The organism is Mycobacterium sp. NGS59 (assembly GCF_059812345.1).
Genome location: NZ_JCALCN010000004.1, coordinates 15,477 through 38,878, shown reverse-complemented (window position 1 = coordinate 38,878; position 23,402 = coordinate 15,477). Strand labels below are relative to the sequence as shown.

The 23,402-nt window shown below is 66.9% G+C and carries 28 protein-coding genes; 13 read left to right on the top strand and 15 right to left on the bottom strand.

Annotation, left to right across the window (positions count from 1 at the left end):
- Nucleotides 1-158: 158 nt before the first annotated feature.
- The gene (locus tag AC5Y46_RS06735) at nt 159-872 is read left to right on the top strand and encodes a trypsin-like serine peptidase (RefSeq protein ID WP_499946282.1); all 714 of its coding nucleotides are present in this window, start codon (nt 159-161) and stop codon (nt 870-872) included.
- Here AC5Y46_RS06735 and sthA read toward each other — a convergent pair whose 3' ends face one another.
- A complete protein-coding gene (sthA, locus tag AC5Y46_RS06730) occupies nt 873-2,279 on the bottom strand; it encodes a Si-specific NAD(P)(+) transhydrogenase (RefSeq protein WP_499946300.1) in 1,407 nt (468 codons plus the stop codon).
- A 112-nt stretch (nt 2,280-2,391) separates the two neighbouring features.
- On the opposite strand from sthA, the gene AC5Y46_RS06725 reads away from it, so the two are divergent.
- On the top strand, nt 2,392-3,447 hold the full coding sequence (locus tag AC5Y46_RS06725; protein ID WP_499946281.1) for a DUF4192 domain-containing protein: 1,056 nt from the start codon (nt 2,392-2,394) through the stop codon (nt 3,445-3,447).
- A gap of 6 nt (nt 3,448-3,453) precedes the next feature.
- Here AC5Y46_RS06725 and ideR read toward each other — a convergent pair whose 3' ends face one another.
- The 3 genes from ideR to AC5Y46_RS06710 all read right to left on the bottom strand — a co-directional run bounded on the left by ideR (nt 3,454) and on the right by AC5Y46_RS06710 (nt 5,834).
- The gene (gene ideR / locus AC5Y46_RS06720) at nt 3,454-4,146 is read right to left on the bottom strand and encodes an iron-dependent transcriptional regulator IdeR (protein WP_499946280.1); all 693 of its coding nucleotides are present in this window, start codon (nt 4,144-4,146) and stop codon (nt 3,454-3,456) included.
- Nucleotides 4,147-4,293: 147 nt separating this feature from the next.
- Entirely contained in the window at nt 4,294-5,283 is a 990-nt protein-coding gene (gene sigB, locus AC5Y46_RS06715; protein ID WP_499946279.1) for a sigma-70 family RNA polymerase sigma factor SigB, read from the bottom strand.
- A 119-nt stretch (nt 5,284-5,402) separates the two neighbouring features.
- The gene (locus AC5Y46_RS06710; RefSeq protein WP_499946278.1) at nt 5,403-5,834 is read right to left on the bottom strand and encodes a DUF3099 domain-containing protein; all 432 of its coding nucleotides are present in this window, start codon (nt 5,832-5,834) and stop codon (nt 5,403-5,405) included.
- 58 nt (nt 5,835-5,892) lie between these two features.
- Here AC5Y46_RS06710 and AC5Y46_RS06705 point away from each other — a divergent pair, with 58 nt between their 5' ends.
- The gene (locus tag AC5Y46_RS06705; protein ID WP_499946277.1) at nt 5,893-6,132 is read left to right on the top strand and encodes a DUF3039 domain-containing protein; all 240 of its coding nucleotides are present in this window, start codon (nt 5,893-5,895) and stop codon (nt 6,130-6,132) included.
- On the opposite strand, the gene AC5Y46_RS06700 is transcribed toward AC5Y46_RS06705, so the two are convergent.
- Nucleotides 6,133-7,122, bottom strand: coding sequence for a YihY/virulence factor BrkB family protein (locus AC5Y46_RS06700; RefSeq protein WP_499946276.1), 990 nt, complete (start codon nt 7,120-7,122; stop codon nt 6,133-6,135).
- 65 nt (nt 7,123-7,187) lie between these two features.
- Nucleotides 7,188-7,373 (bottom strand): DUF7455 domain-containing protein, encoded by a 186-nt coding sequence (locus AC5Y46_RS06695; protein WP_306241216.1) that lies wholly within the window; start codon nt 7,371-7,373, stop codon nt 7,188-7,190.
- Between the two features lie 126 nt (nt 7,374-7,499).
- Here AC5Y46_RS06695 and AC5Y46_RS06690 point away from each other — a divergent pair, with 126 nt between their 5' ends.
- Nucleotides 7,500-7,871, top strand: a complete 372-nt coding sequence (locus tag AC5Y46_RS06690; RefSeq protein ID WP_499946275.1) for a DUF952 domain-containing protein — start codon at nt 7,500-7,502, stop codon at nt 7,869-7,871.
- Here AC5Y46_RS06690 and AC5Y46_RS06685 read toward each other — a convergent pair.
- From AC5Y46_RS06685 to ppgK, 4 genes are all read right to left on the bottom strand, one after another.
- Nucleotides 7,811-8,227, bottom strand: a complete 417-nt coding sequence (locus AC5Y46_RS06685) for a RidA family protein (protein ID WP_499946274.1) — start codon at nt 8,225-8,227, stop codon at nt 7,811-7,813. The two genes, AC5Y46_RS06690 and AC5Y46_RS06685, sit on opposite strands and share 61 nt — an antisense overlap.
- Before the next feature lie 260 nt (nt 8,228-8,487).
- Entirely contained in the window at nt 8,488-8,805 is a 318-nt protein-coding gene (locus tag AC5Y46_RS06680) for a hypothetical protein (RefSeq protein WP_499946273.1), read from the bottom strand.
- 95 nt (nt 8,806-8,900) lie between these two features.
- Nucleotides 8,901-10,409, bottom strand: coding sequence for an RNA polymerase sigma factor (locus AC5Y46_RS06675; RefSeq protein WP_499946272.1), 1,509 nt, complete (start codon nt 10,407-10,409; stop codon nt 8,901-8,903).
- Between the two features lie 176 nt (nt 10,410-10,585).
- Nucleotides 10,586-11,368 carry a polyphosphate--glucose phosphotransferase gene (ppgK, locus tag AC5Y46_RS06670; protein ID WP_499946299.1) on the bottom strand — a complete coding sequence of 261 codons (783 nt, stop codon included), beginning with the start codon at nt 11,366-11,368 and terminating at the stop codon, nt 10,586-10,588.
- Nucleotides 11,369-11,483: 115 nt separating this feature from the next.
- Between ppgK and AC5Y46_RS06665 the strand changes: the two genes are divergently transcribed.
- Nucleotides 11,484-12,353, top strand: coding sequence for an inositol monophosphatase family protein (locus AC5Y46_RS06665; RefSeq protein WP_499946271.1), 870 nt, complete (start codon nt 11,484-11,486; stop codon nt 12,351-12,353).
- Between the two features lie 5 nt (nt 12,354-12,358).
- Here AC5Y46_RS06665 and cei read toward each other — a convergent pair whose 3' ends face one another.
- Nucleotides 12,359-13,021 carry an envelope integrity protein Cei gene (gene cei / locus AC5Y46_RS06660; protein ID WP_499946270.1) on the bottom strand — a complete coding sequence of 221 codons (663 nt, stop codon included), beginning with the start codon at nt 13,019-13,021 and terminating at the stop codon, nt 12,359-12,361.
- A gap of 191 nt (nt 13,022-13,212) precedes the next feature.
- Between cei and AC5Y46_RS06655 the strand changes: the two genes are divergently transcribed.
- Entirely contained in the window at nt 13,213-13,515 is a 303-nt protein-coding gene (locus tag AC5Y46_RS06655) for a DUF4193 domain-containing protein (RefSeq protein WP_008258544.1), read from the top strand.
- Here the strand turns inward: AC5Y46_RS06655 and AC5Y46_RS06650 are convergent, their stop codons facing one another.
- Nucleotides 13,516-13,995 (bottom strand): DUF3093 domain-containing protein, encoded by a 480-nt coding sequence (locus AC5Y46_RS06650; protein WP_499946269.1) that lies wholly within the window; start codon nt 13,993-13,995, stop codon nt 13,516-13,518.
- A gap of 25 nt (nt 13,996-14,020) precedes the next feature.
- On the opposite strand from AC5Y46_RS06650, the gene dut reads away from it, so the two are divergent.
- Nucleotides 14,021-14,485 carry a dUTP diphosphatase gene (gene dut, locus AC5Y46_RS06645; RefSeq protein ID WP_499946268.1) on the top strand — a complete coding sequence of 155 codons (465 nt, stop codon included), beginning with the start codon at nt 14,021-14,023 and terminating at the stop codon, nt 14,483-14,485.
- Nucleotides 14,485-15,252 carry a DUF3710 domain-containing protein gene (locus tag AC5Y46_RS06640; protein ID WP_499946267.1) on the top strand — a complete coding sequence of 256 codons (768 nt, stop codon included), beginning with the start codon at nt 14,485-14,487 and terminating at the stop codon, nt 15,250-15,252. The genes dut and AC5Y46_RS06640 overlap by 1 nt, the downstream gene beginning before the upstream one ends.
- On the opposite strand, the gene AC5Y46_RS06635 is transcribed toward AC5Y46_RS06640, so the two are convergent.
- Nucleotides 15,249-15,968, bottom strand: a complete 720-nt coding sequence (locus tag AC5Y46_RS06635) for an alpha/beta hydrolase (protein WP_499946266.1) — start codon at nt 15,966-15,968, stop codon at nt 15,249-15,251. The two genes, AC5Y46_RS06640 and AC5Y46_RS06635, sit on opposite strands and share 4 nt — an antisense overlap.
- Before the next feature lie 153 nt (nt 15,969-16,121).
- On the opposite strand from AC5Y46_RS06635, the gene AC5Y46_RS06630 reads away from it, so the two are divergent.
- Together AC5Y46_RS06630 and AC5Y46_RS06625 are read left to right on the top strand one after the other, a co-directional pair.
- Complete coding sequence (locus AC5Y46_RS06630; protein ID WP_463755996.1) at nt 16,122-16,490, top strand: OB-fold nucleic acid binding domain-containing protein; 369 nt, start codon at nt 16,122-16,124, stop codon at nt 16,488-16,490.
- 28 nt (nt 16,491-16,518) lie between these two features.
- Nucleotides 16,519-17,211 carry a DUF3159 domain-containing protein gene (locus tag AC5Y46_RS06625; protein ID WP_499946298.1) on the top strand — a complete coding sequence of 231 codons (693 nt, stop codon included), beginning with the start codon at nt 16,519-16,521 and terminating at the stop codon, nt 17,209-17,211.
- Here the strand turns inward: AC5Y46_RS06625 and AC5Y46_RS06620 are convergent.
- Together AC5Y46_RS06620 and AC5Y46_RS06615 are read right to left on the bottom strand one after the other, a co-directional pair.
- Nucleotides 17,208-17,882 carry a potassium channel family protein gene (locus AC5Y46_RS06620; RefSeq protein WP_499946265.1) on the bottom strand — a complete coding sequence of 225 codons (675 nt, stop codon included), beginning with the start codon at nt 17,880-17,882 and terminating at the stop codon, nt 17,208-17,210. The genes AC5Y46_RS06625 and AC5Y46_RS06620 overlap by 4 nt on opposite strands.
- Before the next feature lie 7 nt (nt 17,883-17,889).
- The gene (locus AC5Y46_RS06615) at nt 17,890-18,561 is read right to left on the bottom strand and encodes a potassium channel family protein (protein WP_499946264.1); all 672 of its coding nucleotides are present in this window, start codon (nt 18,559-18,561) and stop codon (nt 17,890-17,892) included.
- A 101-nt stretch (nt 18,562-18,662) separates the two neighbouring features.
- Here AC5Y46_RS06615 and AC5Y46_RS06610 point away from each other — a divergent pair, with 101 nt between their 5' ends.
- The 3 genes from AC5Y46_RS06610 (at nt 18,663) to AC5Y46_RS06600 (ending at nt 23,384) form a co-directional block, all read left to right on the top strand.
- Nucleotides 18,663-20,660 (top strand): APC family permease, encoded by a 1,998-nt coding sequence (locus AC5Y46_RS06610; protein WP_499946263.1) that lies wholly within the window; start codon nt 18,663-18,665, stop codon nt 20,658-20,660.
- Nucleotides 20,657-21,850 (top strand): class I SAM-dependent RNA methyltransferase, encoded by a 1,194-nt coding sequence (locus AC5Y46_RS06605; protein WP_499946262.1) that lies wholly within the window; start codon nt 20,657-20,659, stop codon nt 21,848-21,850. Before AC5Y46_RS06610 ends, AC5Y46_RS06605 begins: the two co-directional genes overlap by 4 nt.
- Nucleotides 21,851-21,920: 70 nt before the next feature.
- Nucleotides 21,921-23,384, top strand: a complete 1,464-nt coding sequence (locus AC5Y46_RS06600; RefSeq protein ID WP_499946261.1) for a cation:proton antiporter domain-containing protein — start codon at nt 21,921-21,923, stop codon at nt 23,382-23,384.
- Nucleotides 23,385-23,402: the final 18 nt, after the last annotated feature.

Below are 23,402 nucleotides of genomic sequence, written 5' to 3'. Positions count from 1 at the left end.
TCTCTCTAGGGTGCCCTAACCAGTCTCGCCTAATCGACACCGCACCCACCGTAGAAAGTGCGGACGTGACTGCCACAATTTGCTGGCACATCCATCAACGCATTGGGACGGTTTTCTATTCGCTTGCTGGGAAATCCGATCGGGCATGATGGGACGCCATGCGCGCAGTGACGGTCGTGGTCGGCCTGGCGGTGGTCTCGGCGTCGTGCGCTGCCCACGAAGCCGTAACACCGGACCCGCGCGTCGGCGCCGTTTTCCGGGGCGACAGCAACGTGCACACCTGCACCGGTGCGGTGGTGCATGCCAAAGGCGGTGACCTTGTGTTGACAGCCGCGCACTGCCTGCTCGGGCCTGCGAAGACGACGTTCGTTCCGGGTTTTCGCGGTTCGGCCGGGCCCGCCGACACCTGGACGGTCGAGGCGGTGTACTTCGACGAGCGCTGGCTCGACAGTCGGGACCCGCGCGCGGATTACGCCTTCGCCCGGGTAAGCGGCACCCGCGGCACGCTGGAAGGCCGGGCCGGTGCCGCGCTGACTTTGGGCAGTGACCCCGCCCCGGGCACCGGGGTAAGCGTCACCGGCTATCCCGCCGGGACCGGTGGTGAGCCCGTCGGTTGCCAGGGCACTTCGGGCCGCACCGGGAGCGGTTTCCCGTCGCTGCCGTGCGCGGGGCTGGTCGGTGGCACCAGCGGCGCGCCCTGGGTCCACGGCTCTATGGTCGTCGGCGTGGTCGGCGGTTTCGAAGGCGGGGGCTGCACCGCAGACCTGTCGTACTCGTCGCCGTTCGACGAACGCACCGCGCAGTTGCTGGCCCGTGCCGAGGCCGGCGGGGCCGGTGACACGGCGCCGACCGATTACGACGACGGGTGCTGATCAGCGCAGGAACTGGCTGAGGGCCCGCATCTTGTTGGTCACGTCCAGCGCGGCGACCTTGTAGGCCTCCGAGAACGTGGGGTAGTTGAACACGGCGTCGACCAGGTAGTCCACGGTTCCGCCGCAACCCATCACGGCCTGTCCGATGTGCACCATCTCGGTGGCGCTGGTGCCGAAGATGTGCGCGCCGAGCAGCGTGCGGTCGCGAGTGGACACCAGCAGCTTGAGCATGCCGTAGGAGTCGCCGGCTATCTGACCGCGGGCCAGCTCGCGGTACCGGCACACACCCACCTCGTAGGGGATCGAGTTCTTGGTCAGTTCCACCTCGGTCGCGCCGACATAGGAGATCTCCGGTATCGAGTAGATCCCGATGGGCTGCAGCGCGGTGATGCCATCGGTCGGTTCACCGAACGCGTGGTAGGCGGCCAGCCGGCCCTGATCCATCGAGGTCGCCGCCAGCGCCGGAAAGCCGATCACGTCTCCGACCGCGTAGATGTGTTCGACTTTGGTCTGGAACTGGTCGTCGACGAAAATCCTTCCGCGATTGTCGGTTTCGAGTCCGGAGTTCTCCAGGCCCAGGTCCGCGGTCTGGCCCTCCCGGCCGGCGGAGTACATCACCGTCTCGGCGGGGATCTGCTTGCCGCTGCCCAGCGTGGTGACGGTGCCCGAAGCGCCGACGTCGACGGCTGTCACTTCCTCGCCGAACCGGAACGTCACCGCCAGGTCGCGCAGATGGAACTTCAGCGCTTCGACGATCTCGGGGTCGCAGAAGTCCAGCATCGTGTCGCGCTTCTCCACCACGGTGACCTTGGTGCCGAGGGCGGCGAACATCGAGGCGTACTCGATGCCGATCACGCCGGCACCAACGACGACCATGGACGCCGGCAGCGTCCGCAGATCGAGGATGCCGTCGGAATCCAGTACCCGTCGCTCGTCGAACTCCACGCCAGACGGGCGCACCGGCTTGGTGCCGGTGGCGATGACGATGTAATCCCCGCTGACCGTCACCCGCTCGCCCTGGGCGTCCTCCTCCACCAGGACGGTGTGCGGGTCCACGAAGCGGCCATGGCCCAGGACCAGGTCGATCCGGTTGCGCATCAGCTGCGAACGCACCACGTCGACCTGTTTGCCGATCACGTGCTGGGTCCGCGCCAACAGGTCGGCCGGGGTGATCTTGTCCTTGACCCGGTAGCTGGCGCCGTACAGCTCGCGCTGGCTCATCCCGGTGAGATAGACGACGGCCTCGCGCAGTGTTTTCGACGGGATCGTGCCGGTGTTCACGCAGACCCCGCCGACCATGCGCCCGCGCTCGACGATCGCCACCGACTTGCCCAGCTTGGCCGCGGCGATGGCGGCCTTTTGACCGCCGGGACCGGAGCCGATGACGACCAGGTCGTACTCGCGCATCGAAGTCATGAGTAGACGATAAAGCCCACAGTCGAGACTTTCTCCACAAGCACGCGGCTGAATCACGCTGCGCGAGCACGAACTGACGGTGCCGGTCGTCAGCGTGGACCGCATGACGAAACATCGAGAAAACTTTCAGCTCACTCGCCCCGCCGCCCTGATCGCGGCGCTGCCGGCCATCCTCGGGTTCGTGCCCGAAAAATCGCTGGTGCTGGTCTCCCTGGAGGGCGGCGGGCTCGGCTCGGTGATACGGGCCGACCTGTCCGACGACCTGATCGACGAGGTGGATCACCTCGCGCAGGTTGCGGCGGCGGCGGAGCCGGACGGGGCGATCTTGGTGGTCGTCGATCAGGAAGGCGCGCATTGTTCGGTGTGCAACGACGGATACCGCCGGCTGTGCGACGCGCTGACCGACGCGTTGGGCCGGCACGGCATCGAGCGTCGTTCGGCACATGTCGTCGACGAGATCGTGCGCGGTGGGCGCTGGCACTGCGTCGAGCTCTGCGGCGAGAGTGGGGAGATCGACGATCCGTCGGCTTCACCACTGGCTGCCGCGGCGGTGGTGGATGGCCGGCGGCTCTACCCGCGGCGGGCCGACCTGCAGGCGGTGATCGCGGCCGATCCCGTGCGCAGCGCGGCTCTGGTGCCCGCGGTCGAGCAGGCGGCACTCACCCGCGCGGAAGCGCACGACAGTGACCCAACCGGCTGTTGTCGACGCGACGTGGAGAACGCGATGGCCGCCGCGGCCCGCGTCGCCGACGGTAAGTCGCTGTCGGACGCCGAGGTGGCGCAACTGGGCTGCGCGTTGAGCGACGTACAGGTCCGCGACACGCTGTATGGCTTGGCTGTCGCCGAGAGCGCTGATGCCGCCGAGTCGTTGTGGTCGGTGCTGGCGCGGGTGCTGCCCGAACCGTGGCGCGTGGAGGCGTTGGTGCTGCTGGCTTTCAGCGCCTACGTGCGCGGCGACGGACCCCTGGCGGGGGTATCGCTGGACGCCGCGCTGCGCTGCGACCCGAGCCATCGCATGGCGAGCATGCTGGACAGGGCGTTGCAGTCGGGGTTGCGTCCCAAAGACATTCAGCGACTGGCGAGTACGGGTTACCGGCTGGCTGAGCGACTCGGCGTCCGGCTGCCACCGCGCCAGCCGCTTGGCCGCCGCGCGGGGTGACGGGGGTCAGACCTTCTCGACCTTGACCGCGTGCGCCATCTCGTGCGGGAGGGTGACGTTTTCGTGGCCGGGGATGACGATGGTCACGCCGCCTCCGACACCGGTCTCGACGGTGACGCGCGCGTTGGGCACCACGCCGGCGTCCTTGAGCCGGGTGATCAGGTCGATGTCACCCTGGACATGCTCGGTGAGCTGGCGGACGACGACCGCGACCGGCGAACCGGCGGGCAGTTCGGTCAGCCGGACCAGGTTGGCGCCCTCGGCGCCGAACTCGGGACCGACACCGAGGTCCAGAAGTCCCGGGATGGGGTTGCCGAACGGGGACGTCGTCGGATTGTTGAGCACCTGGACCAGCCGACGTTCGACGTCCTCACTCATCACGTGCTCCCACCGGCAGGCTTCGGCGTGCACCTCTTCCCACGGCAACCCGATCACGTCCACCAGCAGGCGCTCGGCCAGACGGTGCTTGCGCATCACCGCGACGGCCAGTGCGCGGCCCTTGTCGGTGAGTTCGAGATGACGGTCGCCGGCCACCCGCAGCAGCCCGTCGCGTTCCATCCGGGAGACGGTCTGGCTGACGGTGGGACCGCTTTGTTCGAGGCGTTCGGCGATCCGGGCACGCAGCGGCGTCACGCCCTCTTCTTCGAGGTCGTAGATCGTCCGCAGGTACATCTCGGTGGTGTCAACCAAGTCGTTCATTCGCCCATCCTCCGTTGCCGCCGAGTCTACTTCGCCAGCCCTGCGAGTGGTTCGTCCAAAACGCCCCACGGCAGCAGTATGCCCGCCGCGATTTCGCGGCGGGCACACCGTCTCCGGTGAAGCTTGTCTGGCTAGCCTATTCGCACCTCAGCTGGCGTAAGACCGTAACCGGTCGGCCCGCTCGCCGTGTCGCAGCTTGCACATGACGTCGCGCTCGATCTGCCGGACCCGTTCCCGGGACAGACCGAACAGCTTGCCGATCTGGTCGAGCGTGCGCGGCTGACCGTCGTCCAAGCCGAACCGCAGCCGGATCACCTGATGCTCACGCTCGTCGAGAGTGGCCAGCACACTGCGGATGTCGGTGTGCAGCAGCTCGGCGATCACCGCATTCTCGGCCGACATCGCCTCGGCGTCTTCGATGAAATCACCAAGCGGCGCTTCCTCTTCCGAACCGACCGGCATGTCCAGGCTGACCGGGTCGCGGCTGTGTTCCAGCAAGTCGTTGATCTTTTCGACCGGGATGCCCGATTCTTCGGCGAGTTCCTCGTCGGTGGCCTCACGGCCCAGGTTCTGGTGCATCTCACGCTTGATCCGCGCCAGCTTGTTGACCTGCTCCACGAGGTGGACCGGCAGCCGGATGGTGCGGCTCTGGTCGGCCATGCCGCGGGTGATCGCCTGTCGGATCCACCAGGTGGCGTAGGTGGAGAACTTGAAACCCTTTGTGTAGTCGAACTTTTCCATCGCTCGGATGAGACCCAGGTTGCCTTCCTGGATGAGGTCCAGCAACGGCATACCGCGACCGGTGTAGCGCTTGGCCAGCGAAACCACCAGGCGCAGGTTCGCTTCCAGCAGGTGCCGGCGCGCCGCCTGCCCGTCGCGAACGACGGTTGCCAGATCGCGTTTTCGGTTCTCGCCGAGGCGCTTCCGGGTTGCCAGCAGGTGCTCGGCGTACAGCCCGGCCTCGATGCGCTTGGCCAACTCGACTTCGTCGGCGGCGTTGAGCAACGCCGTCTTGCCGATGCCGTTCAGATATACGCGCACCAGGTCTGCAGCTGGGCTCTGAGCATCCAAATCGCCGTCAAACCGGCCTGTGGTGGCATGTGCCATTGCGCCCTCCCGATTGGCTTGTCTTGTCATGTGTTGTAACGAGAAGCCCGCACCGAGAGTTCCCACGAGGTAGCCATCTCACACGCTGTGACGTGCGGGAATACGGCGGTGACCTGAGAATGTCCTGAGAAGTGGCGCCGCGGAGGCGCTCAGTCGGAACTGTCCGGGTCGATCGTCTGCCATTCCGGTTGCCGCACCGGGTGCGGCCGAGGCTCCAGTGCCGGCCGCTCGGCCGTCGGGAACAACGGTGTCCGGCGCCCGGTGCCTTCGAAGCGTCGCGGCTCGTCGGGGCTGCGCGGCGGTCGGTCGTTGGCGATCAGCACGGCCATCCATGGCAACGGGATCGACGCCGCCACGATGAGAAGTGAGATCAGGCCGTTGTGCCAGGTCCCGTAGGCGATTGCGGCCAGGATCAGCGCCGGGATCCGAAACGACATGAGCGTCAGGTATTTGCGCACCCGCGCCCGGTGCTGCACCTCGTAGGAGGGTGCAGCAGCAGTGATCAGTACCGGGCGACCGTGTTCGTCGAAGTCGTCGAAACTCAGCTCGGGGCCGCGCTTCATCACTCCACTGTGGCACATGAAATCCGATAGTGGTTCTCCGGTGTGGTGCCGCCGGCCGCGAGGCAGAATGTAGGACATGCAGACCCAGACGATTGAGCGCACCGACGCCGACGAACGCGCCGATGACGGGACCGGCAGCGACACACCCAAGTACTTCCATTACGTCAAGAAGGACAAGATCGCCGAGAGCGCGGTCATGGGTAATCACGTTGTTGCCTTGTGCGGAGAGGTGTTTCCCGTGACAAAGGCGGCTAAGCCGGGTTCGCCGGTCTGCCCGGACTGCAAGCAGATCTACGACCGGCTCAAGAAGGGCTGATCAGGCTTTTGTCTCCGCGGAAGCCGGATCCGGGTCGGCGCTCGGCTTGGGCAGTTCCGGTTCGTCCTTTCCGGCGATAGCGGAACCGCGACGGACCAACCACGTGCGCAGCCGGTGCGCGTGCGTGGCCGGCGCCGGCCACTCTTCCTGAATTGCCGCGTTGAGTTCGGCGCCGATCATGATGGAGAACCCGCCGAAGAACGCGAACAGCAGGAAAGCGATCGGTGTGGCCAGGGCGCCGTAGGTGTAGCCGGTGCTGCCGATCCACTTCAGGTAGAACCGCAGTCCCAGGGTCGCGACCGCGAACACCACCGTGGCCAGCACCGTGCCGGGTATCAGCCGGTGGGTGGGCAGCGGCACCGGAAGCGCCACTCGGTACAACACGGTCACTCCGGCCATCAGACCGAGGATCAGCGCCGGGTAGTAGCCGTAGTGCAGCAGGTTCTGCGTGCCCTCGGGAATGTGCTCGCTGACCTTGCGGGGGCCGACCACCGCGACGGGCGCAGTCGCCACGACGAACAGCAGCATCACGATGTAGATAAACAGCGCAAAGAGGCGCTGCCGGACGGGATGGCGTAACGGGGTCTGGTCGTGTGCTTCCACGATCGCGTCGACGAAGGACGAAATCGCCGAGGAGCCCGCCCACAGCGAAATCAGGAATCCCAGCGATGCCACCTCACCCCCGGCGATTCCGGTGATGTCGCGGATGGTCGGCTGGATGATCTGGTCTACGACGTTGGGGGAGAAGAAGTTTCGGGCCGTGGACAGAAGGCTCTTGATGATGGAGGACAACGTGTCGGGGCCGAAAAGCGGCGCCACCCAAGCCAAAGTCCCCAGAATCCCCAACAGCAGCGGCGGCGTGGAGAGACAGGTCCAAAAGCCGGCTTCGGCTGATTCGGAAAATATCGAATCGTCCCAGGCTTTGGACAGTGTCCTACGGCTGATTTGCCAGATGTGGTGGCGGGACGGTTTTGCGGCCTGGTCGCTCATACCCGTCCAGCATTACCGATAGGGCCTCGCCCGGTCGACATTGGGCCGGGCGAGTTCCTCGGCAATTACTGGCTGCTGACTTCGAGCACGGCCGCCAGTTCGGCCAACTTCGCTTCGTGCTTGTTGGCGTGGTGCTGGCAGAAGAGGAGCTCAGCTCCCGAAGGCAGCTTGGCGCGGACCCGGGCCGCGGCACCGCAGCGATCGCAGCGGTCTGCGCGAGTGAGCTCGGGGCTGGTCAGAGTTGCGTTCATGGCTCCTCCGTTCTGGCGGTAATTTCACTCTGTCAGACGTTCGGAGTTTTTGCCTTGTTCCCCGACCGTTATTGGGTGTGTCGTTTCTCACGCATATTTGCCCCGAATTCGGGCAGGGTAATCGTCATGTTGGAAAACTCCGACAAACTGTTGGTGCGTTTGTGTTCCGAACAGGAGTGGGCGGCCGCCCGCGAGCACGGCGCGATCCTTCCGGAGCCCGCGGAGGGCTTCGTTCATTTGTCGACCGCGGCGCAGGTGCACCTGCCGGCGAACCGTCTATATAGCGGTCGCCGTGACTTGGTGCTGCTCTACCTCGACGCCGCCGCCCTGGACTCGCCGGTCCGCTGGGAGCCCGGCGTGCCGAGTGACCCGGAGTCGATGCTGTTTCCCCATCTGTACGGTCCGCTGCCGGTCGCGGCGGTGCTCAAGGTCGAGGATTACCGGCCAGGTGCCGACGGCTCGTTTGCGCCGCTAGGCGCCGGCGATGGCTCGATGTAGGCGTCCGCCTCGATCTCCACCAGCAGATCTGGCGCGATCAGCGCAGATACCTCGACCATGGTGGCCGCCGGCTGGACCTCGCCGAAGATCTGTGCGTGCACGTCGCCGACTTCGCGCCAACGGGAGATGTCGGTGACATAAATGCGGGTGCGGACGACGTCGGCCAATGTCGCACCGGCCTGTTGCAGTGCAATCTCGATGCGACGCAACGCATCTCGGGTTTGATCGGCCACGCCGGCTCCACTGCCCGTCGTCCCCGCAACCGCGACATGCTGGCCCACGCGCACCGCTCGCGAATAACCGACGACCGATTCGAAGTCGGACTCGGAAGCAACATTGCGGCGGGTGGCTGCCATCTGGTCACAGTACGTACTGACGGTCCCGTGGGCTGGACCAATGCTTTACCGGCAAGAGACACGAGGATGCGCTCAACATCGGCAGTCGAGAGGACCGGGTGCGGAAGCGACGGCACATATCACCGCGCACCGACCGGTTCCGGTATTTGTGCTGGTGGCGACATGTGCACGAGTTTTATTGCAGCCCTTGGCAATTCGGCTTTCAGGTGGTTAGCTCCGCTGGTTGCGGGCCAAGCCCCGCACCAGTTCTACGCCAGGCGTCAGCACTCACCGGCATGCACGAGACCGCAGTCGGTGCAAGGTTGTTCATGGCGCTGCGCGCGCGCCTCAACCGGACTCAGGACGCGCAGAGTGGCCTTATTGTGGGCAACGCAGAGTTGGTAGGCGTCGCTGGCGTTCAGGCGGGCGCCGATCTTCTCGGACAAGTCTTGCTGGCCGCGCCGGGTCCGGTAGAACACTTCGTAGGGGCCGTTTCCAATCACGTGATACGAGCCGTGCACCCCGGTTGCCACCGCCGGCATCCTGCCGACTGGGCTCCAGCTCAGTCTCAGTTCGTACGGGGTGTTCACAGCAGCCATGACGACTCCTCGGCTCATTCAGTCCGGGCACCGGACTTTCCCCGATATCTTGACTGATAGCGCTGTGCGATGCGCTGATCAGAGCACTTTCCCGGTTAGTCCAGGTAGTCGCGCAGCACCTGCGAGCGGCTGGGGTGGCGCAGCTTGGACATGGTCTTGGACTCGATCTGCCGGATCCGCTCGCGGGTAACGCCGTAGACCTGGCCGATCTCGTCCAAAGTGCGCGGCTGGCCGTCGGTCAGACCGAAGCGCAACCGCACTACGCCGGCTTCGCGCTCGGACAGGGTGTCCAGCACCGACTGAAGCTGGTCCTGCAACAGCGTGAATGAGACGGCGTCGACGGCCACCACGGCCTCGCTGTCCTCGATGAAGTCACCGAGCTGACTGTCGCCCTCGTCGCCGATGGTCTGGTCCAGCGAGATCGGCTCCCGGGCGTACTGCTGGATCTCCAGCACCTTCTCCGGGGTGATGTCCATTTCCTTGGCGAGCTCTTCCGGGGTCGGCTCGCGGCCCAGGTCCTGCAGCAGCTCGCGCTGGATGCGGCCGAGCTTGTTGATGACCTCGACCATGTGCACCGGGATACGGATGGTGCGCGCCTGGTCGGCCATCGCCCGGGTGATGGCCTGCCGGATCCACCACGTGGCGTAGGTGGAGAACTTGTAGCCCTTGGTGTAGTCGAACTTCTCCACGGCGCGGATCAGGCCCAGGTTGCCTTCCTGGATGAGGTCCAGGAACGCCATGCCGCGGCCGGTGTAGCGCTTGGCCAGCGACACCACCAGACGCAGGTTGGCCTCCAGCAGATGGTTCTTGGCGCGATCGCCGTCGCGGCAGATCCACATCATGTCGCGGCGCTGCGCGGCGGGCAGCTTCTCGCCCCGGTCGGTCAGTTCCAGCATCAGCTGCGTCGCGTAGAGGCCCGCCTCGATCCGCTTGGCCAGCTCGACCTCTTCCTCGGCGTTGAGCAGCGCCACCTTGCCGATCTGCTTGAGGTAGGCACGCACCGAGTCGGCCGATGCGGTGAGCTCGGCGTCCTTGCGTGCCTGCCGCAACGCCTCGGACTCGTCCTCGTCCCAGACGAAATCGCCGGAGGCCTTGTCCTTTTCGGTGGGCTCGGCGATCTCCTCTTCGTCCTCGCCGGCAGCCCCGCTGGACTCGGTGGCCGCGGCGGGCTCGCTGTCTTCGGCGTCGGCTTCGGTGTCGGCCGCATCGATGTCGGCGTCCTCGGCGTCGGGTGTCTCGTCGTCCTCGAGGTCCTCGAGAGCGAGATCGGCGGCATCGATTTCGAGATCTTCGCCGGGCTCGACGTCGATGTCGGTGTCGAGTTCCTCGGCAGCTTCCAACGTCACTTCGGCGTCGGACGAGGTGTCGGCGTCTTTGGATTTCGCGGCGCCGCGCGCAGCCGGAGCCTTCACGGCGGCCTTGGCGCGAGTCTTCTTCGGAGCCGCGCTCGCCGCGCCGTCGGAGTCCGACGCGGCGGTTTTGGTAGCCCGTTTGGCCGGTGCGGTGCCGTTGGCGGCCTTCGCGGCCGTGCGTTTGGCGGGAGACTTCGTGGCTGTGCGTTTCACCGGCTCATCGGTCGCCGGAGTAGCCTTCGTCGCTGCCACATACACCCCTTCGGTCGGACGCACTTCCGGTGGATCTGGGCATGTTTGACCGAAAGTGCTGCTATGTCGAATGTCGGCGTTTGATATCAGCGTGAGTATCGCGCGCTATCGGTTTGGGCGGCCGCCGACGACCATTGTAACTTCACCAGGACCTCGTACCAGCCGAGCGCCGCAAATCAGTGCGTCACGTCCCCGGTCGCGGCCATGGCCGCCCCCACGATACCGGCGGTGTTCTGCAACGTCGCGGCCACGACCGGGGTCCGGTTCTTCAGCAGATGCATCCATTTATCGGCCTTGCGGCTGATCCCACCGCCGGCGATGAACAGGTCGGGCCAGATCGCGTTCTCGATGGCGATCAGCACCCGGGTCACCTGTTGGGTCCACTTCTCGTAGGTCCAGCCGTTTTTCTCCTTCACCGACGACGCGGCCCGGTGCTCAGCCTCCTTGCCGCCGACCTCGAGGTGACCGAATTCGGTGTTGGGTATGAGTTTTCCGTTGTGGATGACCGCCGAACCGATCCCCGTCCCGAAGGTGAGCAGCACGACCAAACCCGCATGGCCCTGGCCAGCCCCATAGCGTTCCTCGGCGAGTCCCGCCGCGTCGGCGTCGTTGAGGATCGTGACGTCCTGGCCGTCGAGTTCGGCGCTGATCACGTCGCGCGCATTGGTTCCGATCCAGGCTTTGTCCACGTTGGCGGCGGTCTGCACGATGCCGTGGGTGACGACGCCGGGATAGGTCACTCCGAGTGGGCCGGTCCACCCGAATCCGTCGACGACCTCGGCGATGGTCTTGGCGACTGCCGCGGGCGTTGCCGGCTGTGGGGTCGGCAGCTTGATGCGGTCGCCGATCAGTGCCCCGCTGTCCAGGTCGACGATCGCGCCCTTGATGCCACTGCCCCCGACGTCGATGCCGAATCCACGACGCTGCTGGCCATCGGTAGCAGGGACGGTGCTGGTCATCGAAATCTCCTCGGCGAGATCGGGTTGTTCGCTCACCTTAGCGACCCCGCGGCGCCGAAGCGGTGAGGCGGGATGGGCCCGTTGTGAAGTCGCCGCTCTGTGATGCGATAGACCGGTGAGCCCAGCCGAGGGAACTCTTGCCCAGCGCGCGGATTTGCGCTCGGTGGCCGAAACGCTCGCGGCCGAGGCGGCCGCGTTCGTGCGCCGGCGGCGTGTCGAGGTATTCGGCGGCGGCGCAGGATCAGACGCGAGCGCGGTGCGCGCCAAGACCACGCCGACCGATCCGGTGACCGTGGTCGACACCGAGACCGAGCGGCTGCTGCGAGATCGGCTGGCGCAGTTGCGGCCCGGTGATCCGATTCTCGGTGAAGAGGGCGGTGGGCCGGCCGATGCGCGGACCGGTGCAGACTCGGTCACCTGGGTGCTCGACCCGATCGACGGCACGGTGAATTTCGTCTACGGCGTCCCGGCCTACGCGGTTTCGGTCGGCGCCCAGGTCGCGGGCATCTCGGTGGCCGGTGCTGTCGCCGATGTGGTTGGGCAGCAGGTGTTTTCGGCGGGGCTTGGTCTTGGTGCCCACGTCACCGACTCGGACGGCAGGCGGGCGCTGCACTGCACCGCGGTCGACGAGTTGTCGATGGCGTTGCTGGGTACCGGGTTCGGGTACTCGCCGCGGCGCCGCGTCCGGCAGGCCGCGCTGTTGGCCCAGATGCTGCCGATCGTGCGTGACGTGCGCCGGATCGGGTCGGCCGCGCTGGACCTGTGCATGGTCGCGGCGGGCCGGCTGGACGCCTATTACGAGCACGGACTGCAGGTGTGGGATCGGGCGGCGGGCGCATTGATCGCCGCGGAGGCCGGTGCCCGGGTTCTGCTGCCCGCACCCGATGTCGACGGTGCCGGCTTGGTGGTGGCGGCCGCGCCCGGCATTGCGGACGCGTTGCTGGCGACGCTAGCGGACATCGGAGCCCTGGAACCGCTGGGCTGACCGCGTCAGCAGCTGTTCGAGTGGATCTTGGTCAGCAGCGCGTGATCTGCCGGCTCGGTGGCACCGGGACGCAGGGTGGCCAACACGGAGTCGATGTCGTCGTTGTGGGCCAGCGAGTTGAAGTCGGTGCCCAGCGCCAGGTCGACGGAATCGTCGCCGCGGCTGTCGCGGAACAACTCGGTGCACGGCGCGACCAGCCAGAGCGCTGCCGCCGTGGCCTGTCCGGCCGTGCCGAACCGAATCTGACCCTGACAGGTCAGGCGGGTGCCTGCGTAGATCGGGTCGTTGCTGGCGGTCGGGTTCGCAAAGCCCAGATCCTGCAGGGCACCGGCGATGTCGCCGGCCTGACCGCCGCGCCCGCTCGCATTGAGCACGCGGACCTTTGTTTCGCTGAGTTTGGCCGGTGTCACGTCGACCATGTCCGAGCGCGACACCGGCTCACCGAGCTTGGCTGGTCCGGAGTTGGCGGCCGTGCCCGCGGGCTCCGGCGGAGGGTTGCACACCGCGACCTCGTGGACGTCGGTTGGACGGGTGAGCGCGACCGTCCACACCACGCCCGTCACGACGACCAGGAAAATCACCACGATGATGGCGGGGCGCGGATTGCGCCGCCGGAACGGCCGGCCGTGCTTGTCGAAGGCCGTACCCTCGGTGATGTGTGCAACCACACATGCACTCTAATCGCACCGTAATCGCACCGTTTCGGGCCGACCACGAGCCCCGATGCGCCTCTGTGACGCAAATCACACTCTATTCACCCGCAATACGGGCACGAATCATTTGGTGCATGCGTTCGACGCTGGTACAAAGCGTTGCTTGAACTTGTGCGTGCTTTGAGGGGACAGGACGGGGAAAGAAGATGCCTACCGACTACGACGCTCCACGACGCACCGAGACCGACGACGTCTCTGAGGACTCGCTGGAGGAACTCAAGGCGCGGCGGAACGAGGCTGCGTCGGCGGTGGTCGACGTCGACGAATCCGAATCCGCCGAGAACTTCGAGTTGCCCGGCGCCGACTTGTCCGGCGAAGAACTGTCGGTGCGGGTGGTTCCCAAGCAGGCCGACGAGTTCACCTGCTCGAGTTGCTTTCTAGTGCAACACCGCAGCCGGCTGGCCAGTGAGAAGAACGGCGTGATGATCTGTACGGACTGCGCGGCCTGATCAACTTCTCAGGGCCGACAGCACCCGCTCGGGGTGGCGGCAGCTCACCAACCAGTACGGCGTCGGATCATCAGGATCGTCGAGGACCAACAAGACCATCGGACCTACCCAGGCCCGGTGCACCACGAAAGCCGCCGGGTCGAGTTGGCGGCCCAATGCCGCTGACTTGGCGCTACGGGCGATCGCGGCGGAGCGGGAGATCACGGTGACGGGCAGATGTGCTTGTCCGACCCACAGTTCGACCCCGCCGGCGCCGGCGCTCACCCGCACCTCGACGCGGCCCAGCCACAACAACGTGGCGGCGGCGACCGCGAACATCGTGCCGAACGGCAACCAGTCAGGCAGCGAGCGCATACCCACGTTCACTTCGGCGGCGATGAGTGCGGCGAGCGCAAAGCCCAGCGGCCACCACCACCACGGCACCCACAGTCGCTCGCGATATCGCACGCTCTGCGGCGCGATGTCGCGCGTATCGGACACGCGGTCAAGGGTAATCTGTGCCCCCGTGTCGACCAGATTGGCCATCGTCCGTCTCGACCCCGGGCTCCCGTTGCCGAATCGCGCGCACGAGGGTGACGCCGGGGTCGACCTGTTCAGTGCCGAGGACGTGGAGTTGGCACCCGGCCACCGGGCGCTGGTGGGGACGGGCGTCGCGGTCGCGGTTCCGTTCGGCATGGTCGGGCTGATCCATCCGCGCTCGGGTTTGGCGTCGCGCGTGGGTCTTTCGATCGTCAACAGTCCCGGCACCATCGACGCGGGTTATCGTGGCGAAATCAAGGTTGCGCTGATCAATCTGGACCCTGCCACGCCGATCGTGGTGCACCGAGGTGACCGCATCGCGCAGTTGCTGGTGCAGCGGGTCGAATTAGTCGAGCTGGTCGAGGTGTCGTCGTTCGACGAAGCCGGGCTGGCCCAAACCTCCCGTGGCGAAGGCGGTCACGGTTCCTCCGGCGGACATGCGAGTTTGTGATGGCATTTGGTAGACGCAAAGACGACACTTCGGGCGAACCGACTCAGGACCCGGCGGAGAACGAAGCCGTCGTCGAAGAGCCCCCAGCCGACGGGGAACTCGAGGGCCCGTTCGACATCGAAGACTTCGACGACCCGGCCGCGGCCGAGGTGGCCCGACTGGACCTGGGGTCGGTGCTGATCCCGATGCCGACGGCAGGTCAGGTGCAGGTCGAGTTGACCGAGACCGGAGTTCCCAGCGCGGTGTGGGTGGTGACTCCCAACGGTCGTTTCACCATCGCGGCCTACGCCGCTCCGAAGAGCCCCGGCCTGTGGCGCGAAGTGGCCGGCGAGCTCGCGGAGTCGCTGCGAAAGGACTCGGCCAAGGTCTCGATCAAGGACGGTCCGTGGGGACGGGAAGTGGTCGGCACCGCTTCCGGGGTGGTGCGCTTCATCGGGGTGGACGGGTACCGCTGGATGATCCGGTGCGTGGTCAACGGCCCGCACGAAACCATCGACGCGCTCACCGAGGAAGCGCGGGAAGCCTTGACCGACACGGTGGTTCGCCGCGGCGACACCCCGCTGCCGGTGCGCACACCGTTGCCGGTGCAGCTGCCCGAACCGATGGTGGAGCAGTTGCGGGAGGCCGCGGCCGCCCAGCAGGCCTCCGAACAAGCAGAGGCACAAGCACAGGCCGATCCGGTCCAGCCGTCCAACGAGCCGGTCGCGCGTCGCAGCGCCGAGGGTTCGGCGATGCAGCAGTTGCGCTCCACGATCACCGGCGGCTAAGCCGGCGGGGTCGCCGCGGCCAGCGCTGCCAGGCATGCCGCGCCCAAAGCGGCTGTGTCGCAACCGATCTCGTCGAGTGTCACGGTGCGCAGCGCCGCATGGGGCGCCGCGGTCACCCAATCGACGCCGACCTGCAGCGGGTGGATCGGATCATCGACCGCCGCCGCCACACCCAGCGGCGGGGCCAATCGGGCCAGATCGGCGCACGTCGGCGCCGGATACGCCGCCGCTTCTTCCATGGCGTCGGGCAACTTCGGCCACTGCACCCGCCAGGATCGGGACAGCTCGTCGGCCAGCCAGGGCGGGCTGGAGGCACGCATCTGCGACGTCGTTGCGTCCAGTCCGTCGCGGCGCAACTGCGACGCCGTGTATCGCGCCGCGTGGGCGGCCGGAGCCGAGCTCGAGTCCCCGGTCCACGGCGGCAACGCGGCCAGCACACCCACGGTGCATTCGGGATGGGCCAGCGCCCACGTCGCTGCGACCACGGCGCCGATGGACACACCGCCGACTGCGATCCTCCGGCCACCCGCGGCGGCAACGGCGACGTCCAGGGCGGTCAGGTAGCCGTCGATCAACCGGTCCGGCTGCGGCGCGGGTGTGACCAACACCGCACCGACGTCGCGTAGCGGACCGGAAAACGCCCGGTAGACGTAGTCGTCGTCGGATCCGGTGCCCGCTAACAGCACCGTGGTGACACCACGCAACTCGACAGCCACCTCCTCATAGTGCCCGGTGCCGCGGACGCCCAGGAATCGGTGGTTTCACCGGTGTGGCATACGGGAACCAACACGTCTACGGTGACCGTTGGCATGGTGGAATGTTGTCGGCTATAGAGCATTCACAACGACGTCGAATTTTCAGGAGTGGCCATGGGGGCCCAAGGTTATCTACGCCGGCTCACCCGTCGGTTGACGGAGGACCCGGAGCAACGCGACGTCGAAGAACTCTCTGACGAAGTCCTCAATACCGGCGCGCAGCGCGCCATCGACTGCCAGCGTGGCCAGGAGGTCACCATGGTGGGCACGCTGCGCAGTGTCGAGACCAACGGCAAGGGTTGTGCGGGCGGCGTCCGCGCGGAATTGTTCGACGGCAGTGACACCGTGACGCTGGTGTGGCTGGGTCAACGGCGCATCCCGGGCATCGACTCGGGTCGCACGCTGCGGGTGCGCGGTCGTCTCGGCAAGCTGGAGAACGGGACGAAGGCCATCTACAACCCGCACTACGAAATTCAGCGGTGACGGGCTTTTCCATCCTGGGACGCACCGGATCCCCGTGAGCAGCCACCGGGCCGAACGTCTACTGGCACAGGCCGGTGGCCTCGGCGGTCTCATCTACTCGTCGCTGCCGGTGCTGGTGTTCGTGATCGCCTCCAGCGTCGCCGGACTGCTGCCCGCTATCGGCGCAGCTCTGGGCGCGGCGGCTCTGATCATGCTGTGGCGGCTGATCCGGCGGGAATCGGTGCAACCGGCCGTGTCCGGGTTCTTCGGAGTCGCCGTTTGCGCCTTGATCGCCTACCTGGTCGGGCAGTCCAAGGGCTACTTCCTGCTCGGCATCTGGATGTCGTTGGCGTGGGCCGTGGTGTTCGCGGTGTCGATACTGATCCGCCGGCCGGTGGTGGGTTACCTGTGGAGCTGGGCCAGCGGACGCGACAACAGTTGGCGCGGGGTGACGCGGGCGCTCTACGCGTTCGATCTGGCGACGCTGTGCTGGACGTTGGTGTTCGTCGCTCGGTTCGTCGTCCAAGGGCAGCTCTATGAGCTGGGCAAGACCGGTTGGCTCGGGGCGACTCGGATAGCGATGGGGTGGCCGCTGACCGCGCTGGCGGCGTTGGCGACGTATGCGGCGATCAAAACCGTGCTGCGCGCGACCGCGCAGGGTCCCGCCGAGACCGAGGCCGAGACCGAGCCCGAGACCGAGCCCGACGACGCGGATATCGACGGCAGGGCCGTCCTCGACTAGTCGACGCGGTCGGAAGCCGGCAGCAGCAACCCGCGCAGCTCCTCTTCCACCTCGGCGACCGCGACGAACAGCAACTCGTCACCGCCTTCCAGCGGTTCATCGCCCTGCGGCACGATCACCCGGGGTCCGCGCAGGATGGTCACCAGCGCGGCGTCGCGCGGTAGCCGCAGTTTGCGCACCGCTTTGCCGCCCCACGGCGTGTCGTCGGGCAGGGTGATCTCGACGAGATTGGCCTGACCCTTGCGGAACTCCATCAGCCGCACCAGATCGCCGACGGCGACCGCCTCTTCGATCAGCGAGGCCAGCATGCGCGGGGTGGAGACGGCCACGTCGACGCCCCAGGCATCGGTGAACAGCCATTCGTTGCGCGGGTCGTTGACCCGGGCCACCACCCGGGGCACCGCGAACTCGGTCTTGGCCAGCAGGCTGAGCACCACGTTGACCTTGTCGTCGCCGGTGGCGGCCACCACGACGTCGAAGTCCTCCAGGTGCATCTGCTCAAGCAGGCTCAGTTCGCAGGCGTCACCCAGCAGCCAGTGCGCGGCCGGGATGGCGTCGGTGTCCAGGTGGTCGGCGTTGCGCTCGATGAGCGTGACGTCGTGCGAGTTCGCGACGAGCTCACGGGTGACCGAGCGGCCGACGGCGCCCGCCCCGGCGACAGCTACCTTCATGCGCGCCTCATCTGTCCAGGTCCTCACTGGGCGGCAGCGCCGCGATGGCCACCGCTTCGGCGGCCCGGCCCGAGATGGCCGCGACGTAGACCTGGTCGCCGTCCTGCAAGACGGTCTTCGGCTCGGGCAGGACGCCTTTGCCGAACCGGATCAGGAACGCGACTCGCGCGTCGGTGGCCTGTTCGAGAGCGGTGACGCGGTGCCCCACCCAGTCCTCGTGCAGCACCACCTGGGCGACGGCGACGGTACCGGTCGGGTCCCGCCACTTCGCGGTCTCGGTCTCCTGCGTCAGGGCGTTCAGCAGCCGGTCGGTAGTCCACGGCACCGTGGCGATCGTCGGGATGCCGAGGCGTTCGTAGACCTCGGCGCGCTTGGCGTCATAGATCCGGGCGACCACGCGCCGCACACCGAAAGTCTCGCGGGCCAGCCGCGCGGAGATGATGTTCGAGTTGTCACCGGAGGACACGGCAGCGAACGCGTCGGCGCCTTCGATGCCCGCACGCAGCAGCACGTCCCGGTCGAAGCCCTGGCCGAGCACCCGGTCGCCGGCGAATTCCGGGCTGAGCCGGTTGAATGCGGCGCTGTCGCGGTCGATGACCGAGACGTCATGGCCGATCCGCGACAGTCCGTCCGCCACCGAAGACCCGACCCGGCCACAGCCCATCACAACCACCCGCACGTGGAGGTCCTTTCGGTTGTGTACTGCGTGGATTCCGGTCGTGAAGATTCTCGCCTACGGAACGCTACCGCCAAACCCGCGTGGGCTTACTCTTGGCTCTCGTGTCCAAACTTTCAACCGCTACGCGCCGGCTGCTCATCGGGCGGCCGTTTCGTAGCGACCGGCTGAGCCACACGCTGCTGCCGAAGCGGATCGCCCTGCCGGTGTTCGCCTCGGACGCGCTGTCTTCTGTGGCATATGCCCCCGAAGAGGTATTCCTGATGCTGTCGGTGGGTGGCCTGGCCGCGTACTCGCTGTCCCCGTGGATCGGGCTGGCGGTGGCCGCGGTCATGTTGGTGGTGGTGGCCAGCTACCGGCAGAACGTGCATGCCTACCCTTCCGGCGGCGGCGACTATGAGGTGGTGACCACCAACCTCGGGGCCAACGCGGGCCTGACCGTGGCGAGTGCCCTGATGGTGGATTACGTTCTCACCGTTGCGGTTTCGACGGCTTCGGCGATGTCGAACATCGGCTCGGCGGTTCCGTTGGTGGCTCACCACAAGGTGTGGTTCTGCGTGGGCGCGATCCTGCTGGTGACGGCGCTGAATCTGCGCGGAGTGCGGGAGTCCGGGCTGGCGTTCGCCATCCCCACCTACGCGTTCATCATCGGCATGGCCGGGATGCTGGGCTGGGGACTGTTCCGGATCGTGGTGTTGGGCGATCCGCTCAAAGCCGAATCCGCGGGATTCCAGATGCATTCCGAGCACGGTCAGATCGCCGGGTTCGCGTTGGTGTTCCTGATGGCGCGCGCGTTCTCCTCCGGCTGCGCGGCGCTGACCGGTGTGGAAGCGATCAGCAACGGGGTGCCCGCCTTCGAGAAACCGAAGTCGAAGAACGCCGCGACGACTCTGCTGATGCTGGGCGCCATCGCGGTGGCGTTGTTGATGGGCATCATCCTGCTCGCCAAGCGGATCGGGGTTCAGCTGGTCAGTGATCCCGCATCGCAGCTGTCCGGGACACCGGCCGGCTATTACCAGAAAACGCTGGTCACTCAGCTGGCGGAAACGGTCTTCGGCAACTTCCACATCGGCTTCGTCCTGATCACCGCCGTGACCGCACTGATCCTGGTGCTGGCGGCCAACACCGCGTTCAACGGCTTCCCGGTGCTGGGTTCGGTGCTGGCCCAGCACAGTTACCTGCCTCGCCAGTTCCACACCCGCGGCGACCGGCTGGCGTTCTCCAACGGCATCGCGTTCCTGTCGATATCGGCCCTGCTGGCGATCGTGGCTTTCCGGGCCGAGCTGTCCGCGCTGATCCAGCTGTACATCGTGGGTGTGTTCATTTCGTTCACGCTGAGCCAGATCGGCATGGTGCGGCACTGGACCAGGCTGCTGCGCACCGAGACCGACCAAGTGGCGCGTCGGCGCATGATGCGCTCGCGGGTCGTCAACACCATCGGGTTCATCGCGACGGGGACGGTGTTGCTGGTGGTCATGGTCACCAAGTTCCTGGCCGGGGCGTGGATCGCCCTGGTCACCATGGCGATGCTGTTCATGCTGATGAGGTTGATCCGCCGTCATTACGACGGGGTCAGCAGGGAACTGGCCGAGGAGGCAGCCGAGCACGGCGACGAGATCGTGCTGCCCAGCCGCAATCACGCGTTGGTGCTGGTGTCGAAACTGCACCTGCCCACGCTGCGCGCGCTCGCCTACGCGCGCGCGACCCGGCCCGACGTGCTCGAGGCCGTCACGGTCAGCGTCGACGAAGGCGAATCCAGGCAGTTGCAGCGTGAATGGGAGGAGAGCGACATCAGCATTCCGCTGAAGGTCATCGCTTCCCCGTACCGGGAGATCACCGGTCCGGTGCTGGAATACGTCAAGCGGCTCAGCAAGGAGTCGGTGCGCACCGTGGTCACGGTGTTCATCCCGGAGTATGTGGTGGGCCGGTGGTGGGAACAGTTGCTGCACAACCAGAGTGCGCTACGGCTCAAAGGGCGGCTGTTGTTCATGCCCGGGGTGATGGTGACTTCGGTTCCGTGGCAGCTGACTTCGTCGGATCGGGTCAAAGCGTTGCAACCGCAGTCGGCTCCCGGTGACGCGCGCCGGGGCATCTTCGATTGAATTCCGAATTCCCCTGTCGGGAAGCGCTTTTAACCACCGAAGCCGCAGCGAACGGCGGCAGCTGCATAGCGCATCATGACGGCCGGGTGGTCTTCGTTCGCTATGCCCTGCCGGGGGAACGGGTCCGGGTGCGGGTGACCGAGGAGCGTGGATCCTATTGGCACGCAGAGGTCATCGAGGTAGTCGAACCGTCGCCGGATCGCACCGAGTCGTTGTGCCCGATCGCCGGTGTGGACGGCGCCGGGTGTTGCGATCTGGCGTTTGCGCAGCCCGCGGCGGCCCGCGCGCTCAAGGCGGCGGTGGTGGCCAATCAGCTGGAACGGCTCGGCGGGCACGAATGGTCGGGGACGGCGGAGCCGTTGTCGGAGAGCGTCACCGGGTGGCGTACCCGCGTTCGGCTGCAAGTCGGAGCGGACGGACGCCCCGGGTTTCACCGCTACCACAGCGACGAACTTGTCACCGATCTGCACTGCGGGCAACTGCCCACCGAGATGCTGGACGGGCTGGATCACCCCGACTGGCCGCGGGGGGCGCACCTGCATGTCGCCGTCGACGACGACGGGCAACGACACGTGGTGCGCACCGTGCGGCAGGGTAAGCGGACCGTCGCCAAGGTGATCGAAGGCGACTACCACGCGGTACAGCGGGTCGGGACGCGAAGCTGGCGGGTGCCGGTGACCGCGTTCTGGCAGTCGCATCGCGACGCCGCGCGGGTGTACAGCGCCCTGATCGCGGACTGGTCGGGTGTGGGTTCTGGGATGACGGCCTGGGACCTCTACGGCGGGGCCGGAGTTTTCGCCGCGCAGCTCGCTGCCGCGGTGGGGGAGTCCGGCCGGGTGCTGACGGTCGACACCTCGCGGGGCGCGACCGGAGCGGCGCGTGCCGCGCTGGCTGACCTACCCCAGGTCGACGTCGTCACCGATTCGGTGCGACGGGTGCTGGCGGCCCGGGACATGACTGCCGACGTCGCGGTGCTGGACCCGCCCCGAACGGGCGCCGGACGCGAGTTGATCGACCTGCTGGCCGCGGCCGGAGTGCCCCGGATCGTTCATATCGGCTGTGAGGCAGCGTCTTTCGCGCGTGACGTCGGCCTCTACCGAGGGCACGGCTATGTCGCCGAGGCGATCAGGGTTTTCGACGCGTTCCCGCTGACACATCACGTGGAATGCGTCGCGTTGCTGACCCGCTAGACTCCGTCGCGGTGTGCCGGGAAGTCTGGTCGGCGCTGTCGTTGTCGACCGACCGGAAGGCTTCCCCGCTGTGAGCGAGACTCTGCGCTACGCGCTGATCGTCTTGTTCTGCAGCGCCGTCGGATTGGTTGCCGTGCTCGCCAACCGTCTCACCGAGAAGGTGAAAGTCCCAGTGGCTCTGCTGGTACTGCTCGGTGCTGCCGCCGCGGTGCGGCTGGTGCCCGCGGTGCAGCCGCCGTCCGAACGGACCGTGGAACGGGTGCTCACCATCGCGCTGGTCTTGGTGTTGTTCGACGGGGGAATGCACATCGGAGCGGCGCGCTTCCGGGCCGCGATGGTCCCGATCCTCTCGGTCGGCGTCATCGGTACCGCCCTGACCGCTGCCGGTGCGGCGGTGCTGTTGCACTACACATGCGGAATCAGTTGGTACGCAGCGGCACTGGTGGCCACCGCGGTGGCCCCCACCGACCCGGCGGTCGTCTTCTCGGTCCTGGGCAAACGTGAGATCGCCGGCCGCAGCAGCACCATCCTGGAGGGTGAATCCGGTGCCAACGATCCGGTCGGCATCTCGTTGCTGAGCAGTCTGATCGCCGCCGGTGGCCTCAGCGCGGCCGGATTCGCCCGCGTAGGAACCGAATTCGCGCTGCAGATGGCGATCGGCCTGGCGGTGGGGGTGATCGGCGGGCGGGCCCTGCTCGTGTTCATGCGGCGGGTGGCGCTGCCCAGCGAAGGGCTGTACTCGCTACGTACGTTGGCGTCCTGCCTGATGTTGTACGGGCTCGCCACGCTGGCGCACGGATCGGGTTTCCTGGCGGTCTTCGTCGCCGGCATCGTGATCGGGGACGCGCGGGCACCCCACAAACCCGACATCAAGCGATTCCACGCCGCCCTGGCCGGGCTGGCGGAAATAGTCGCGTTCGCGGTGTTGGGTTTGACTGTGAACGTCGACGTGCTGGTCCGGCCCGAGGTATGGATTCCCGGGTTGATCCTGGGGGTGGCCCTGACGGTGCTGATCCGACCACTGGCGGTGGGCGCCTGCCTGGTTCCCGTCGACCTGGCGCGCAACGAGCGACTCTTCATTCTCTTCGCGGGCCTCAAGGGTGCGGTCCCGATTCTGCTGGGTGAGTTCCTGCGGGCGGCTCATGTGCCCGACGCCGAACGCCTCTACGGCATCGTGGTGGTTGTCGTCGCCTTCTCCGTGCTGGTGCAGGGCAGCTCGGTGCCCGGCGTCGCGCGACTGCTGCGGCTGCCCATGCGGACCGTGGAACCGCAACCGTGGGAGATCGGTGTCCGCCTCCAGGACGAACCGGAAGGCGTCCATCGCCTGCACGTCGCGGCCGGCTCGGCTGCCGAGGGATGCACCATCGAAGGTCTCGGCGACCGGGTCGGCGACATCTGGGTCAGCATCGTGGTGCGCAACACCGGACTGGTGCCGGTGCGCGGCGACACCGAACTGCGGGCCGGCGACGAGGTCGTCGTACTGGCCGACCCCGACCTGCGCGGCTCCTTGGCCGAAGTGTTCGGCGCTTCGTAGGAGTGTCGCTCTCGTGCC